14 protein-coding genes are annotated in these 14,223 nt (G+C 32.6%); 10 read left to right on the top strand and 4 right to left on the bottom strand.

Features of this window, described 5'->3' with window-relative positions:
* Positions 1-118: 118 nt before the first annotated feature.
* Together ACHRVX_RS03000 and ACHRVX_RS02995 are read left to right on the top strand one after the other, a co-directional pair.
* Complete coding sequence (locus ACHRVX_RS03000) at positions 119-1,360, top strand: ATP-binding cassette domain-containing protein (RefSeq protein WP_395328993.1); 1,242 nt, start codon at positions 119-121, stop codon at positions 1,358-1,360.
* A 10-nt stretch (positions 1,361-1,370) separates the two neighbouring features.
* Positions 1,371-1,982 carry a hypothetical protein gene (locus ACHRVX_RS02995; protein WP_395328991.1) on the top strand — a complete coding sequence of 204 codons (612 nt, stop codon included), beginning with the start codon at positions 1,371-1,373 and terminating at the stop codon, positions 1,980-1,982.
* A gap of 162 nt (positions 1,983-2,144) precedes the next feature.
* Here the strand turns inward: ACHRVX_RS02995 and ACHRVX_RS02990 are convergent, their stop codons facing one another.
* Both ACHRVX_RS02990 and ACHRVX_RS02985 read right to left on the bottom strand, forming a co-directional pair.
* On the bottom strand, positions 2,145-3,185 hold the full coding sequence (locus ACHRVX_RS02990; protein WP_395328989.1) for an RluA family pseudouridine synthase: 1,041 nt from the start codon (positions 3,183-3,185) through the stop codon (positions 2,145-2,147).
* Complete coding sequence (locus ACHRVX_RS02985; RefSeq protein ID WP_213305815.1) at positions 3,175-3,798, bottom strand: PASTA domain-containing protein; 624 nt, start codon at positions 3,796-3,798, stop codon at positions 3,175-3,177. Before ACHRVX_RS02985 ends, ACHRVX_RS02990 begins: the two co-directional genes overlap by 11 nt.
* A 499-nt stretch (positions 3,799-4,297) precedes the next feature.
* Between ACHRVX_RS02985 and ACHRVX_RS02980 the strand changes: the two genes are divergently transcribed.
* The 4 genes from ACHRVX_RS02980 (at position 4,298) to ACHRVX_RS02965 (ending at position 7,296) form a co-directional block, all read left to right on the top strand.
* Positions 4,298-5,269, top strand: a complete 972-nt coding sequence (locus ACHRVX_RS02980) for a D-alanine--D-alanine ligase (RefSeq protein WP_395328986.1) — start codon at positions 4,298-4,300, stop codon at positions 5,267-5,269.
* An 88-nt stretch (positions 5,270-5,357) separates the two neighbouring features.
* Positions 5,358-6,050 (top strand): DUF421 domain-containing protein, encoded by a 693-nt coding sequence (locus ACHRVX_RS02975; protein WP_395328983.1) that lies wholly within the window; start codon positions 5,358-5,360, stop codon positions 6,048-6,050.
* Positions 6,051-6,114: 64 nt separating this feature from the next.
* Positions 6,115-6,573, top strand: coding sequence for a pantetheine-phosphate adenylyltransferase (coaD, locus tag ACHRVX_RS02970; protein ID WP_395328981.1), 459 nt, complete (start codon positions 6,115-6,117; stop codon positions 6,571-6,573).
* A 144-nt stretch (positions 6,574-6,717) separates the two neighbouring features.
* Positions 6,718-7,296, top strand: coding sequence for a PhnA domain-containing protein (locus ACHRVX_RS02965; protein WP_395328978.1), 579 nt, complete (start codon positions 6,718-6,720; stop codon positions 7,294-7,296).
* 207 nt (positions 7,297-7,503) lie between these two features.
* On the opposite strand, the gene ACHRVX_RS02960 is transcribed toward ACHRVX_RS02965, so the two are convergent.
* Entirely contained in the window at positions 7,504-7,953 is a 450-nt protein-coding gene (locus ACHRVX_RS02960; RefSeq protein ID WP_395328975.1) for a hypothetical protein, read from the bottom strand.
* A gap of 235 nt (positions 7,954-8,188) precedes the next feature.
* Positions 8,189-9,538: a DEAD/DEAH box helicase gene (locus tag ACHRVX_RS02955; RefSeq protein ID WP_395328972.1), complete on the bottom strand. Its 1,350-nt coding sequence runs from the start codon at positions 9,536-9,538 to the stop codon at positions 8,189-8,191.
* Between the two features lie 267 nt (positions 9,539-9,805).
* Between ACHRVX_RS02955 and ACHRVX_RS02950 the strand changes: the two genes are divergently transcribed.
* The 4 genes from ACHRVX_RS02950 to ACHRVX_RS02935 all read left to right on the top strand — a co-directional run bounded on the left by ACHRVX_RS02950 (position 9,806) and on the right by ACHRVX_RS02935 (position 14,206).
* A complete protein-coding gene (locus tag ACHRVX_RS02950) occupies positions 9,806-11,533 on the top strand; it encodes a M14 family metallopeptidase (protein ID WP_395328969.1) in 1,728 nt (575 codons plus the stop codon).
* Positions 11,534-11,622: 89 nt separating this feature from the next.
* Positions 11,623-12,057 (top strand): DUF6932 family protein, encoded by a 435-nt coding sequence (locus tag ACHRVX_RS02945; protein WP_395328965.1) that lies wholly within the window; start codon positions 11,623-11,625, stop codon positions 12,055-12,057.
* A gap of 6 nt (positions 12,058-12,063) precedes the next feature.
* A complete protein-coding gene (locus tag ACHRVX_RS02940; protein ID WP_395328962.1) occupies positions 12,064-12,570 on the top strand; it encodes a helix-turn-helix domain-containing protein in 507 nt (168 codons plus the stop codon).
* 19 nt (positions 12,571-12,589) lie between these two features.
* The gene (locus ACHRVX_RS02935) at positions 12,590-14,206 is read left to right on the top strand and encodes a KGGVGR-motif variant AAA ATPase (RefSeq protein WP_395328959.1); all 1,617 of its coding nucleotides are present in this window, start codon (positions 12,590-12,592) and stop codon (positions 14,204-14,206) included.
* The last annotated feature ends 17 nt before the right edge of the window (positions 14,207-14,223 follow it).

Below are 14,223 nucleotides of genomic sequence, written 5' to 3'. Positions count from 1 at the left end.
ATTTCTTTCACATACACACTTATGTGATTTTAAATAAGGGAAATACCTATTTTTAAATTAACAAAAACTATATTTCTACGTGTCAGAATATAGACACAATTTTAAAATACAATACAAAATGCAGCATTGGGATATACTTTTATCAAATCAGGTAAATAAAAGAGCTTTTATACAAACTTTACTTTCCGGCGAAGCCAAAGGTGAATTAGCCATTTTTAATGACCAAAAAGGAATTCTGTTTTCAGATATTGCCATTGAGAAATTCATCGAAAAAGAATACCAATACGATATTGTAGAAGCTGCACCGGAATCAAACAGACAATTGAGAACTTTTTCATCCGGCGAACGCAAAAAAGAATTCCTGAAATACTGCATCAATCAAAAACCTGATTTTATTATTTTCGATAATCCGTTTGATCATTTAGATCAGGCTTCGCGCGTTATTTTAGCCGAATCTTTAAAAGACTTAACAGATGAAATTGCTATTATACAAATCGTAAATCGAGTTACAGATGTGCTTCATTTTGTGCCAAATAAAGCGCAGATTAAAGACAATACTTTTGAATTACATCCCATTTCAAAAACGGGAAGTCAGTTTAAAACCTTAAATACATCTGCAATTCCAAAAGCGATAGATTTACATTCCTTCCCTGACAGTATATTAATCAAAATGGAAAATGTCTCGGTAAGTTACGATGATCGCAAAATTGTAGACAACATTTCATGGACAATTAAACAAGGTGAATTCTGGCAATTAATTGGTCCAAATGGTTCCGGAAAAAGTACCATCCTATCTTTGATTACAGGAGATAATCCAAAAGGTTTCGGACAGGATTTACATTTATTCGGAAGAAAAAAAGGAACCGGTGAAAGCGTTTGGGATATCAAAAAACAAATCGGAATCTTTGCTACTTCCATGACGGATTTATTTCAAAAAGGGCACACTTTAGAAGAAATGATTCTTTCCGGATTTTTCGATTCTATTGGTCTGTATATTGAGCCAACGACTTTACAAAAACAAACCGTTGCGCAATGGCTTGAAGTAATTGAAATGAGTCATTTGCATAAAAAACGTTTTATCGATCTTTCCATCGGCCAGCAAAGAGTTGCCCTTATTGTGCGTGCCGTTTTAAAACATCCGCCATTATTAATTTTAGACGAACCTGTAGAAGGTTTAGACGACGAAAATGTCGACTTGGTAATTCAATTGATTAATACCATCAAGCAAGAAACCAATGTTAGTATTTTATACGTGTCACATCGCATGGAAACTGGCCTTGCTCCTACTTCGGTTTTTGAACTTTTACCAGCTTCAACAGGATCAATCGGTAAAATAAAATACCACTCCGAGTTAAATTAAAAATACAAAAATGAAAATTAAATATCTCGCTTTATTGGTATTTCCGCTAATAATCACTTCGGGTTGCGGTACAATTTCAACAACCAAAAAGGAATACAAAATAAGCCAAAACTCCACACTAAAATCAGAATGGACATCAAATTCAAAAGAGTGGTTGCTGCAAGCCGACACCTTAAAAGGAATTGGAGGTCCAATGCATTGGGGTGTAATAGAATCTAAAAAGAAACTACCTGAAAACTATGAAATTGATTTTAAAGTAAACCTGATCAAGGAATCTTTGTTTGAAGTCATGTTAAACATGGATAAAGAACAATACATAAGAACATATTTGTATACAATCGATCAAAATATCGTTATTGGCAGAGGAGTTTACAAAAAAGGTAGTGATGAATATGAAAAGCGCGGAGGTCCTACTTTGTTTAAAAAACCAATTAAATTAGAAAACAATAAATGGTATACTGTAAAAATCAGAGTGAAAAACAATCAACTGAATTTCTCAGTCGATAACGAAACAACATTAGAATGTTCACTCGAAAAAAGCAATCTAAGCAAAAAAGGTACACTAGGTTTTATCACAAACGGCGAAGTAAAAGTAACCGACTTAACGATTAAAAGCCTTTAATAAAGTTTTAAAAAATTAAGATATTAAGAAGAATCAGTTCCCGCATAATAAACTTATCTCTTGTTTGTGAAAAACAAAAAAAGCTCCAATTTTTGGAGCTTTTTTTATACGAGAAAATCTTTTCTCTATTTTCTTTATTCTAAAATCTAATTTCTAAAATCTTTACTCTTCCTCTTCTATACTATGCGTCTTTCCATAATTACGCCATTTCTCGATACAATCCTGAAAATCCTGCGGTAATTCAGTATCAAAACGCATCATTTCGCCTGTAGTTGGATGCACAAAACCAAGTGTTTTAGCATGCAAAGCCTGACGAGGCAAAGCTTTAAAACAATTCTCAATAAACTGTTTGTATTTTGTAAACGTAGTTCCTTTCAAAATTAAATGACCTCCGTAGCGTTCATCATTAAATAACGGATGCCCGATGTGTTTCAAGTGCGCACGAATCTGGTGTGTTCTTCCCGTTTCTAATCTGCAGGAAATCAAAGTAACATAACCAAAACGCTCCAACACTTTATAATGCGTAATTGCAGGTTTTCCTATTTGAGGATCAGCAAAAACAGCCATTTGCATACGGTCTTTTAAGTGTCTTGCAAGGTTTCCTTCGATCGTTCCTTCCTCATCGGCAACATTTCCCCAAACAAGAGCAATATACTCACGTTCAGAAGTTTTAGCTTCAAATTGTTTCGCCAAGTGCGTCATTGCAGCTTCTGTTTTTGCCACAACCAAAAGTCCGGAGGTATCCTTATCAATTCGGTGTACCAAACCTGGGCGTTCGCTGCTGTTCATTGGCAAATTATCAAAATGATGTGCCAAAGCATTTACCAGAGTTCCGGTATAATTTCCGTGACCCGGATGCACTACCATTCCCGGTTCCTTGTTAATTAACAACAAAGCATCATCTTCATACACAATATTTATAGGAAGATCTTCCGGCAGAATATGGTTTTCAAATGGCGGATGCGTTAACATAACTGTCACAACATCAAGTGGTTTTACCTTATAATTTGATTTTACCGGAATATCATTTACAAAAATGTTTCCTTCAGTAGCGGCGTTCTGAATTTTATTTCGCGTCGCATTCTGAATCAAATTCATTAAATACTTGTCAATACGCAAAAACGCCTGACCTTTAGGGACTTCAAATCTAAAATGTTCGTATAATTCGTCTTCCAGATCTAAATTTTCAATATTATTGTTCATCTTTTGGGGTTTCAGTAGTTGGCGCAGCTGTACTGTCTGTCGCCTGACTTTCATCTACATAACTTGCTTTTCCATCACCTAAAACCAAGTCGATTTTAGACGCTTTAAGCACGCGGTCTCCTACTTTTAAGTTTCTACCTTTATAACGCATCTCTAAAACCATATCTTTTCCAAGATTAGGGATATAAGTAATCGTTCCCTGCTCAAGCCCTAAAGCCTTTAAAGTTGGGACTGCTTCACGATACGTTTTCTCTATTAAATCAGGAATTTTTACAGATGAAAATCCTGATGCATTAATTTTAATATATATTTTTCTTCCCACTTTTACCATTGTTCCCGGCAACGGATCTTGCTCAACAACACTGTATTTAGGAAATTCACTTCGGTAATCCACACTATCCAAAAGCACATAGTCCAAGTCTAAATCGTCTAATTTTGCTTCAACCTGTTCCTCCGTCAATTTAGATAAATTAGGAACAGCAATTTCATGTCCATGATCAGTTGTAAAAGTCAGCCAATGCATAAACAAATAACCTAAAACTGCAATAATTGCAGCGGCAATCAAGATTTGTACAAAAAACACACGGCTTGTTAAATACTTACGTAAAGTCATAAATTTATTTTTAGTTGTCGCAAAGATAAAGCTATTTCGTTTCAAAAAAAATGATAATTTTGTTTTAAACAAGAAAGTATTCTGATTGTCATCCTGAGCGAAGTCGAAGGATGATTTTCAGGAGCTATTTCCTGCTGTACGCTGTATCTTTTATGGTGAACCCCACCCTAAAAGGATGCCGCTCCTCCCGATAGCTATCGGGACAGGGCTGGGACTTAAGGTTTCATAAAAAGATTTTGGTATTATTTGTCAGGCTGAGCGAAGTCGAAGCCCACGCAAAGAGAATCGCCATAAATTATCGAAAAGCATGCGTGATTTCTCCTCCGTCGAAATGACAAGCAGATCGAACATGGCACGCAGATTTAACAGATTTAAACAGATAAACACAGATATTAAAATTTAATTCGTGGAAATTCGTGGAATTCGTTGCAAAAAACCTGAAACCTGAAACAAATAAACGATTAAACATAAAACCGATTAAACATATAAACAATATAAAATGAGAAACATAGCCATCATAATGGGCGGATATTCAAGCGAATATAAAATTTCACTTATCAGCGGAAACGTCGTTCACCAATATCTTGACAAAACAAAATACAACGGATTCCGTATTCATATTTTTAAAGAAAAATGGGTTTATGTAGACGAAAACAATGCCGAGTTTTCAATTGATAAAAACGATTTCTCAGTAACCGTAAACGATCAGAAAATTACTTTTGACTGTGTTTTCAATGCAATCCACGGAACACCGGGCGAAGACGGATTAATGCAGGCATATTTTGAATTATTGGGAATTCCGCAATCATCTTGCGATTATTACCAAGCGGCGCTTACATTCAATAAACGTGATTTATTATCGGTTTTAAAACCATACGGAATAAAAACAGCTATTTCTTATTACCTAAACAAAGGCGATGTTATCAATACTACCGAAATCGTTAAAAAAGTAGGTTTGCCATGTTTCGTAAAACCAAACAAAGCAGGTTCAAGCTTCGGAATTTCAAAAGTAAAATCAGAAGCCGAATTGCCAATTGCGATTGAAGTGGCGTATAAGGAAGATAATGAAATCATCATAGAGAGTTTCCTTGACGGAACAGAAGTATCTGTTGGAGTAATCAATTACCAAGGAGAAATCAAAGTTTTACCCATTACTGAAATAGTTTCCGACAATGATTTCTTTGATTACGAAGCCAAATACGAAGGAAAATCACAAGAAATCACGCCAGCCAGAATCTCAGATGAATTAACACAAAAAGTAGGCGAAACTGCAAAACGTGCTTACGAAGTATTAAAAATGAAAGGTTTTTCCAGAAGCGAATTCATCATCGTTGACAGCGAACCATACATGCTGGAAATGAACACAATCCCAGGTCTGACAACCGAAAGTTTGATTCCGCAGCAAGCAAAAGCAGCCGGAATTTCTCTTGAAGATTTATTCACCAATGCAATTGAGTTAGCTTTAGCTTAAGATACTAAGGTTCTAAGATGGTAAAGTTAAAAAACCTAAAACTCCTTTGAACCTCTGAACCTAAAAAAAACCTTAGCCCTTAAAAAAAATGAAACAAATCTTTGAATGGAATAGAGTATTTTACAACGATCTACCGGCAAACTTTGCTTTGGAAGTAATATTTCGTTCAACCGTTATGTTCATCATATTACTGCTGACATTAAAATTAGCAGGAAAACGAGGTGTAAAACAATTGTCTATTTTCGAAACGGTAATTATAATTGCATTAGGTTCTGCAGCCGGAGATCCTATGTTTTATGAAGATGTAGGTATTGTTCCCGCAGCTATTGTATTTACCGTAATTATCATTTTATACCGATCAGTAACCTGGCTTACAGGAAAAAGCAAAAAGTTCGAAGAATTTATAGAAGGAAAAACCGAATGCCTAATCAATAATGGAAAATTTTCTATTGCCACTTTCAAAAAAGAAAGTCTGGCACAAGATGAATTTTTCTCTGAACTTAGAATAAAATCTATTGAACATCTCGGACAAGTAAAACATGCTTTTATTGAAACCAGCGGAGAAATCAGCGTATTTTTTTACGAAGATCACGAAGTAAAATACGGATTACCAATTTTACCAGCCGCATTTAATAAAAAAAGTAAAATTATCCAGAATGATGGGATTCACGCCTGTACATTTTGCGGTCATACCGAAGAACTAAAATCAGGAACAGCAAACTGTGAAGTCTGCAAAAAAGAGGAATGGGTTGAAGCAATAAACACCAAAAGAATTACTTAATATTAAATTCCTAATTGCAAAAACTTTAAACCTTTGCAACTTTGAACCTTTGAACCTTAAAAAAATGAGAAAAGCAATATTCCCGGGATCATTTGATCCAATTACATTAGGTCACGAAGATATTATCAAAAGAGGAATTTCTCTTTTTGATGAAATCGTAATCGCTATTGGCGTAAATGCCGAAAAAAAATACATGTTTTCACTCGAAGAAAGAAAACAATTCATAGAAGAAACTTTTAAAGACGAACCAAAAATTTCGGTTATTACTTATGAAGGTTTGACTATAGATTTAGCAAAAAAACAAAAAGCAAATTTCATATTAAGAGGTCTTCGCAATCCCGCCGATTTCGAGTTTGAAAAAGCAATTGCACATACTAACAGAAAACTTTCTAAAATAGAAACCGTATTTTTATTAACCGCTGCCAGTACATCTTACATAAGTTCGAGCATTGTTCGTGATGTATTACGTAATGGCGGAGAATATGAAATGCTGGTTCCGGATGCGGTTAGGGTAAAAAAATAATTAAAGATTATTTCATCCTAAAAACAAAAATCTGCGTTAATCGGTTTAACCCGTAAAATCCGTGGACACAAAACCACGAAAATAACAAACTTGCAAGCGAAGCAAATTATAAGTAATTTCGCATTTTTAAATAAACACCAAACAATGAGCATCGAAAGAGAATTAAACAAACGTAGCGGATCAAAATGTGAACTTTGTGCAGCCGAAGAAAACCTAAAAGTATACGAGGTACTACCAACTAAAAAAGGCGGACTTGACGAAAGCATTTTAGCATGTACTACGTGTATTGACCAAATTGAAAACCCTGACAATGTCGATTTAAATCACTGGAGATGTCTAAACGACAGCATGTGGAATGAAAACGTTGCGGTACAAGTTGCAGCATGGAGAATGTTAAGTCGTTTGCGTGCTTCGGGCTGGTCTCAGGAATTGCTTGACATGATGTATTTAGACGAAGATACACTGGAATGGGCGCAAGCAACAGGCGAAGGCGAAGAGGACGAAAACAAAATCATTCACCGTGATAGCAATGGTGTAATATTAGAACACGGAGATTCTGTAGTTTTAATAAAAGATTTAAAGGTAAAAGGTTCAAGTATGGTAGCCAAACAAGGAACTGCTGTGCGTAACATTCGTTTAGATCATGAAAATGCTGAATATATTGAAGGAAAAGTTGATGGACAGCAAATCGTGATTATCACGCAATACGTTAAAAAGATATAAGTTTATTTTTGAGGTTCAAAGATTCAGAGTTACAAAGGTTCAAAGTTTTTGCTGAAAACTAAACCTGAAACTAAAAAAACTTGAAGCAATACAAACTAAAAAAAGGCTATTCAAAATCTTGAATAGCCTTTTTTGTGCTTTTAAAAGTTTCCTAACCACAGATTTTAACTTGAAACAAGTGAAACCTGAAATCTGAAACTAAAAAATTTATTTTTGAAATAATTTATTGATCTGATCTTTTAATAATGGCTCAGATACGTTGCTTGCAGCAGAAGAAGCATCTTTGCTTGAAACCATAAACTGAACTGTAGCTTTTTCAGGAAGAACACTTCCTGTGTAATGCAACCAAATGTAGTTATTAGGTAATTCTAATTTAATATCATACAAAGGATTTGCAGTAAAACCATTTACAATAATATTATAAAGACTATTGTAATCATTATTTACATTTTTGAATGTAAATTTTCTCAAGCTTGATGATTCATCATCATCATTCTGGATACTTGTATAATAAACAGTATATTCATCTCCAATTTTTTGAATATAATTGTTATTTACTTTTCCTAATCTTTCAACTGGTACAGTTTCAATAACTTTAATTTGTGCAAAAGAAACAAAGCTAAACATCAAAATGGCAATCGTAATAATTCTTTTCATAATTAATTTGGGGTTTATTATTTACGGGCGCAAGAAACGCAGAAAATATGATAAATTAAAGCCTTATCATTTAATTTATTAACAATAAATTAAGAATCTTGTTCAAATCGTAAAAATATTAATTTAAAACACTGAATAACAATAACTTAAAACAAAATAAAAAGCTTGAAATTTAACAAAAAACAGTATGAAATCCGGCAATTTGAAAGCTTTCATATACAGAAAATGATGTTTTTTACTTCTCTTCTTCCTTCTTAACCACTTTTCTAGCAACTTCAATTTTAAATTTCTTGCCTTTCATTTTCTCATCTTTAATATTATCAAGCAAATCTTTCACTTTGTTGAATCTAACCGCAGCAAACGAAATAAAATCTTTTACCTCAATTAAGCCTAAATCACCTTTCTCTAATTTTCCTTTTTGAGAAAAGAATCCAACAATATCAAATTTATTCAGTTTTGTTTTCTTTCCGCCACTAATGTAAATAGTTTGGTATTCCGGTGGTTTTGGCAAAGTAGTCGAATTTTCAACTTTCAAAACTTCCATTCCGTAGTCAATGTAATCCAGTTGCTTTTCACTTTCGTGAGTAATAATATAAGCCGTTCCGGAAGCTTGCATACGTGCCGTACGACCGTTACGATGTGTAAATTCGTCTTCTTTTAAAGGTAAATGATAATGAATTACATGTTTCATTTCAGGAATATCCAATCCACGAGCTGCTAAATCCGTCGTGATTAAATAAGTCATACTGCCGTTTCTAAACTGAATCAAAGCACGTTCACGTTCATCCTGATCCATTCCGCCATGATAATAGGTAGAATAAATCCCTTTTTCGTTCAATGTATCACTGATACGTTCTGCAGCATCACGGTGATTACAAAAAATAATAGCCGATTGTGATTTCAACGAACAAATCAAATTATATAAACTTCCTAATTTATCTTTTGCCGGAGAAACCACCATTTTCATCGAAAGGTTTGTTTTCTCTTCCTGCTCCGGAATAAAGTCTAAAATTGTTGGATTTACGACTCTTGTATATCTCGGAATCTCAATATCTGAAGTTGCAGACACTAAAACACGTTTGTTCAGCTTAGTCAATTTCCCAATGATATAAGACATTTGCTCATGGAAACCCAATTGCAATGATTTGTCAAATTCATCTAAAATTAAAGTCTGAATTTTATCGGTTCTAAAAGTATCTCTGTCAATATGATCGGCGATTCTTCCCGGAGTTCCTATTAAAACTGCCGGCGGATTACTCAAATTCTTGATTTCGGTATCAATGGAGTGACCTCCGTAACAAATATTAACTTTGTATTGTGTTCCCATTTTCTTCCAAACCTGCTCGATCTGCAAACCTAATTCACGCGAAGGAACAAGGATTAAACATTGAACCGAAAGAATTTCGGGCTGCAATAATTCTAAAACAGGTAATAAAAAAGCCAGTGTTTTTCCTGATCCTGTTGGAGAAAGAAGTAAAACATTATTATCGTTTAAAATTGCGTCCTGCGCAACTTCTTGCATTTCGTTTAGGGTTTCAATTCCTAAGTTCGAAAGTATATTATTGGAATGGTGATTTTTATTCATTTTGCAAAAGTAGTCAAAAAAAGTTGTTTCAGGTTTCGGGTTTTCTTTGTTTCAAGTTTTTTAACCGCGAAGAGCGCAAAGATTTAGGCAAAGTTCGCAAAGTTATTTGACAAAGCTTTGCGAACTTTGCATTTTATAAAACCTTCCCTGTTAAAATCTTTGCGTGCTTTGCGGTAAAATGCCAAAGTTGCTCTATTCTCATTTCAACGTGAAACTTTAAACCTGAAACAAATTAATTATATTTGACTTATCTATTAAACCCAGACCATGAAATTTTTCACATTTTACATCTTACTATTCACAATCACCATTTTTGGTCAAAACAATAAAAAATACGATACTTTTTTTGAGAAAGGAAACGGAAATCAATCTGCATCTTATGAAGAAACTATCGCCTATTTTAAACTTTTAGCCAAAGATTTTCCAACGATTCAGATTAAGGAAATGGGCTTGACAGATTCCGGAGAACCTTTACATATGGTAGTTTACAATCCTGAAAAAGAATTTGATTTTGAAAAGATTCAGAAAAACAAAGTGGTTCTTTTTATCAATAACGGCATTCACGCCGGAGAACCTGACGGAATCGACGCCACAATGCAATTCTACAGAGATTTAGCCGTTGGTAAACTAAAAGCGCCCAAAAATACTGTTTTGGTTACGATTCCGGTGTATAATATTGGCGGAGCTTTAAATCGAAATTCAACTACAAGAGCGAATCAGGATGGACCAGAAATTTATGGTTTTAGAGGAAATGCCAGGAACTACGATTTGAATCGTGATTTAATGAAATCTGACACTCGAAATACAAAGAGTTTCGTCGAGATTTTCCAAAAGATAAATGCAGATGTTTTTATAGATAATCACGTAAGTAACGGATCTGATTATCAATATAAACTGACCTATATTATGACACAACATAATAAATTAGGAACTGTTTTAGGAGATTTTCTAAATAACGAAATGATGCCGGCTTTGGTGAAAGATTTACAGCAAAAGAAAATTGAAACAACGCCATATGTAGATTCATTTAAAGATACGCCGGATAAAGGTTTTGGTCAGTTTGTCGATAGTCCGCGATATACAACGGGTTATACTTCGTTGTTTAATACAATTGGGTTTGTGGTTGAAACGCATATGCTGAAAAAATATGCCGAACGTGTAAAAATGACTTACGAATACACTAAATCGACTTTGGATTTTACAGATGCCAATTACCTAAAAATCAAAGAGCTTCGATTGAAGAATCTTGAACAATATCAGCCCAAAAAACCGTATACTTTAAAATGGGAATTAGACAGTACAAAAGCCACTACATTTTCGTTTTTAGGTTATGAAGCAAGTTACAAAAAAAGCGAAGCGACAACAGGAAATCGTTTGTATTATGACCGAAGCAAACCGTATAAAAAAAACGTTCCGTATATCAAGGAATTCAAATCAGTAAAGGACGTTGTTATCCCTTCTGCTTATATCGTCCCGCGTGGTTATTGGAATATTATTGAGCTCTTGAAGAATAACAATATCAAATATTCTCAGCTGAAAAAAGATACGATTATCGAAGTGGAAAGCTATAAAATTGCGAGTTTTAAAACAGTTCCAAATGCTTATGAAGGACATTACTTGCACCAAAATACCGCTATAACATCTAAAATTGTAAAAACGGCTTTCGCCAAAGGTGATTACTTAGTTCCAACGAACCAAAAAGGCGTTAAATATCTTGTAGAAGCTTTTGAGCCTGAAGGCGTTGATTCTTTTTTTAACTGGAATTTCTTCGATCCTATTTTACAACAAAAAGAACATTATTCAGAGTATATTTTTGAAGACACAGCGGCAAAATTACTTAAAGATAATCCAGCCCTAAAAACCGAATTAGAATCTAAAAAACAAAACGACCGCGAATTTGCCAAGAATTCTGAAGCGCAATTAAACTGGATTTATAAAAACTCTGTGCATTACGAAAAGGCGCATATGCAATATCCTGTTTATAGGGTTTTGTAACAAAAAGGATTGAAAGAAAGGAAAATTAACACAACAAAATCGTTGTGTTAATTTTTCTTTCATTAAATTTGTAACTAAATAAAGGGAACATGGCAATAACTTTTCAAAAAAATGGCAATTTACTACCAGGCATTCACATAATGACAATTGAAGAATTTGAAATTAATTATGGATATAATGACTATAGAAAAAAATTAATAGAAGGATTAAAAATAGGAATTTCTCATTTAAAAGATTGTGGCTGTAAAAAAATCTTTATTGATGGAAGTTTTGTTACAACAAAAGAAATTCCCGGCGATTTTGATGCATGTTGGGATGCCAACAATGTTGATATACCTAAACTAAAATATAAATATCCAACAATCGTAGATTTTACAAATGGAAGAAAAAATCAAAAAGATTTATATCATGGTGAATTTTTTCCTGCACAAGAACCAGCAACCCCATATATGCTTTATATTAATTTCTTCCAAAAAGACAAAAACGATGACCCCAAAGGAATTGTCCAGATAAATCTAAACTAAATTATTATGATCAAAAATGACAAACAATATGCGATTACCACAAATAGGCGTGAAGAATTTTTTAAATCTCTACAAGATTTAAAAGCTATTCATAGTGGTAATTTACTAAATCAGATAATGATAGATTCAGTTATTAGTCAAATTGAAATTTTCGATAAAGAATTAATAGAGTATAAAATATTAAAAGATGAAACTATTAATATAATTATTTCACCAATTGAAAAATTACCTGAAACATTAATTAAAGCAAGAATTACAAAAGGATTGTCTCAAAATGAACTTGCCCAAAGGACAGGTTTAAAAGAACAACAAATTCAAAGATACGAAGCTTGCAATTATGAATCTGCAAATTTTCAAAGAATACTTAATATTGCTAAATCAATGGACATTAATTTTGAAGAAACCAAAGCTATTTTAAACCAAGAAGTCATGGAGGTTGCAGGTTACGATATTTCTTTTTTAAAACAAGCGACCAAAAAATTGCAATCAAGAAGAACAATGTTCACAATTTAAATTAAATGGAAGAAAAAAAATGAAAACTATAACATTTTACTCATATAAAGGTGGAGTTGGAAGATCATTGGCACTTGTTAACATAGCAACAAGATTAGTCGAATTTGGCAAAAAAGTTTGTGTAATAGATTTTGACTTAGAAGCTCCAGGTCTACATTTAAAATTTCCATTATCAAAGAATAATTATAAAAAAAATCATCAAGGAATTGTTGACTATGTATTTGAATTTTCAAATAATGGTATATTAAATAATAAAATTAAAAACTACTGTATAGAAGTCAACATTTCAAAAAATGGCAAACCACTTAGCCTAATTACTGCTGGTAATACTGAATCCTCTGATTACTGGAAAAAATTATCATCTATTAATTGGTATGATCTTATTTATGAAAACCCAAATGGGCTTGCATTTTTTTTAAGTTTAAAAGAAAAAATTAAAAATGAAATAAAACCTGATTTCTTACTTATAGATTCGAGAACAGGTATATCTGAAATGTCTGGTATCACTTTATCACTGTTGGCAGATGAGATAGTTATTGTCGCGGCAAATAACAAAGAAAATTTAGGGGGAGCAAATAGAATTATTAAATCAATAAATAATCCTGACAATAATATATTAGAAAAAACGCCTAACATTAATTTTGTTCTAAGTAGAGTTCCTTTTACAGATAAACCAGAAGACAGAGCAAAAGAATCGCTTTTAATAAATCGAATTAAAAGGGAATATTTACATCCATATTTAAACGAAGTAAGTGTAATACATTCTGACAGAGAATTAGAAGAATTCGAAAGTGTAAAAATAGCATACGAAAAAGATGACTCAAATACTCAAATTTCAATAGATTATTTAAAGCTATTTGAAAAACTAACAAAAAATGATTTATCCGAAAATGAAATTCGAAGATTCAAAAATATAAGAGAATCAGAGCGTTTAATAGTTTTAGCTAATAATTCAGATACTTATCATCAAAAAATAGAATATGCAAATAAAGCTATTGCGTTAAACAAAAACAATATTGACTTTTATATATATAGATCAAATATTTATTATGAAATTGAGGAATATGAAAATTCAATTTTAGATGTTAAAAATGCATTAAAGTTAAATGAAAATTATTTACCAGCTATTAACATGTTAATCAATAATTTAATTAAACAAGAGAAATTTGATGAAGCTCAAAAGAAAACTGATTTATTTTTAGAATTAAAACCTAAAGATATAAATCCCTTAATTAAAAAAGTAATAATATTCACAAAAACAAAAAAATATAAAGAAGCAGAAGCATTTAGTTCTGAAATAATTATTTTAAATCCTGAATTTTCGGGAGGCTATTCTTGCAGAGCGAATACTCGAAGATTATTAAAAAAATTTGATGATGCACTTGATGATGTTTTTAAAGCTTTAGAATTGGACTCCGAAAACTTACAAGCTATTGCCACTCTTGCAGAAATATATGCGGAAACTGGAAAAATAAATGAATTTTATATCCATTTAGAAAATGCATTAAAATTAGATTCTGAATATATGGAAAGAACAATAAATGAAGAAGATATATATATCCAATTCACAAATGAAGAAAGATTTTTGGCTTTACTATCAAAATACGGAATATATTTCAACAATTACAGCAATTAATTTTAATAGTTTTTTGT

It is taken from the genome of Flavobacterium sp. FlaQc-47, from assembly GCF_044006475.1.
In the GTDB taxonomy this organism is placed as follows: Bacteria; Bacteroidota; Bacteroidia; order Flavobacteriales; family Flavobacteriaceae; genus Flavobacterium.
Note: the sequence above shows the minus strand (reverse complement) of the source record. Positions and strands in the feature narration are given on the sequence as shown.

What these genes read in the sequence shown, in the direction of transcription:
- ACHRVX_RS03000 (WP_395328993.1), top strand. Translation starts at nt 119, where the DNA reads ATGCAGCATTGGGATATACTTTTATCAAATCAGGTAAATAAAAGAGCT.
- ACHRVX_RS02995 (WP_395328991.1), top strand. Translation starts at nt 1,371, where the DNA reads ATGAAAATTAAATATCTCGCTTTATTGGTATTTCCGCTAATAATCACT.
- ACHRVX_RS02990 (WP_395328989.1), bottom strand. Translation starts at nt 3,185, where the DNA reads ATGAACAATAATATTGAAAATTTAGATCTGGAAGACGAATTATACGAA.
- ACHRVX_RS02985 (WP_213305815.1), bottom strand. Translation starts at nt 3,798, where the DNA reads ATGACTTTACGTAAGTATTTAACAAGCCGTGTGTTTTTTGTACAAATC.
- ACHRVX_RS02980 (WP_395328986.1), top strand. Translation starts at nt 4,298, where the DNA reads ATGAGAAACATAGCCATCATAATGGGCGGATATTCAAGCGAATATAAA.
- ACHRVX_RS02975 (WP_395328983.1), top strand. Translation starts at nt 5,358, where the DNA reads ATGAAACAAATCTTTGAATGGAATAGAGTATTTTACAACGATCTACCG.
- coaD (WP_395328981.1), top strand. Translation starts at nt 6,115, where the DNA reads ATGAGAAAAGCAATATTCCCGGGATCATTTGATCCAATTACATTAGGT.
- ACHRVX_RS02965 (WP_395328978.1), top strand. Translation starts at nt 6,718, where the DNA reads ATGAGCATCGAAAGAGAATTAAACAAACGTAGCGGATCAAAATGTGAA.
- ACHRVX_RS02960 (WP_395328975.1), bottom strand. Translation starts at nt 7,953, where the DNA reads ATGAAAAGAATTATTACGATTGCCATTTTGATGTTTAGCTTTGTTTCT.
- ACHRVX_RS02955 (WP_395328972.1), bottom strand. Translation starts at nt 9,538, where the DNA reads ATGAATAAAAATCACCATTCCAATAATATACTTTCGAACTTAGGAATT.
- ACHRVX_RS02950 (WP_395328969.1), top strand. Translation starts at nt 9,806, where the DNA reads ATGAAATTTTTCACATTTTACATCTTACTATTCACAATCACCATTTTT.
- ACHRVX_RS02945 (WP_395328965.1), top strand. Translation starts at nt 11,623, where the DNA reads ATGGCAATAACTTTTCAAAAAAATGGCAATTTACTACCAGGCATTCAC.
- ACHRVX_RS02940 (WP_395328962.1), top strand. Translation starts at nt 12,064, where the DNA reads ATGATCAAAAATGACAAACAATATGCGATTACCACAAATAGGCGTGAA.
- ACHRVX_RS02935 (WP_395328959.1), top strand. Translation starts at nt 12,590, where the DNA reads ATGAAAACTATAACATTTTACTCATATAAAGGTGGAGTTGGAAGATCA.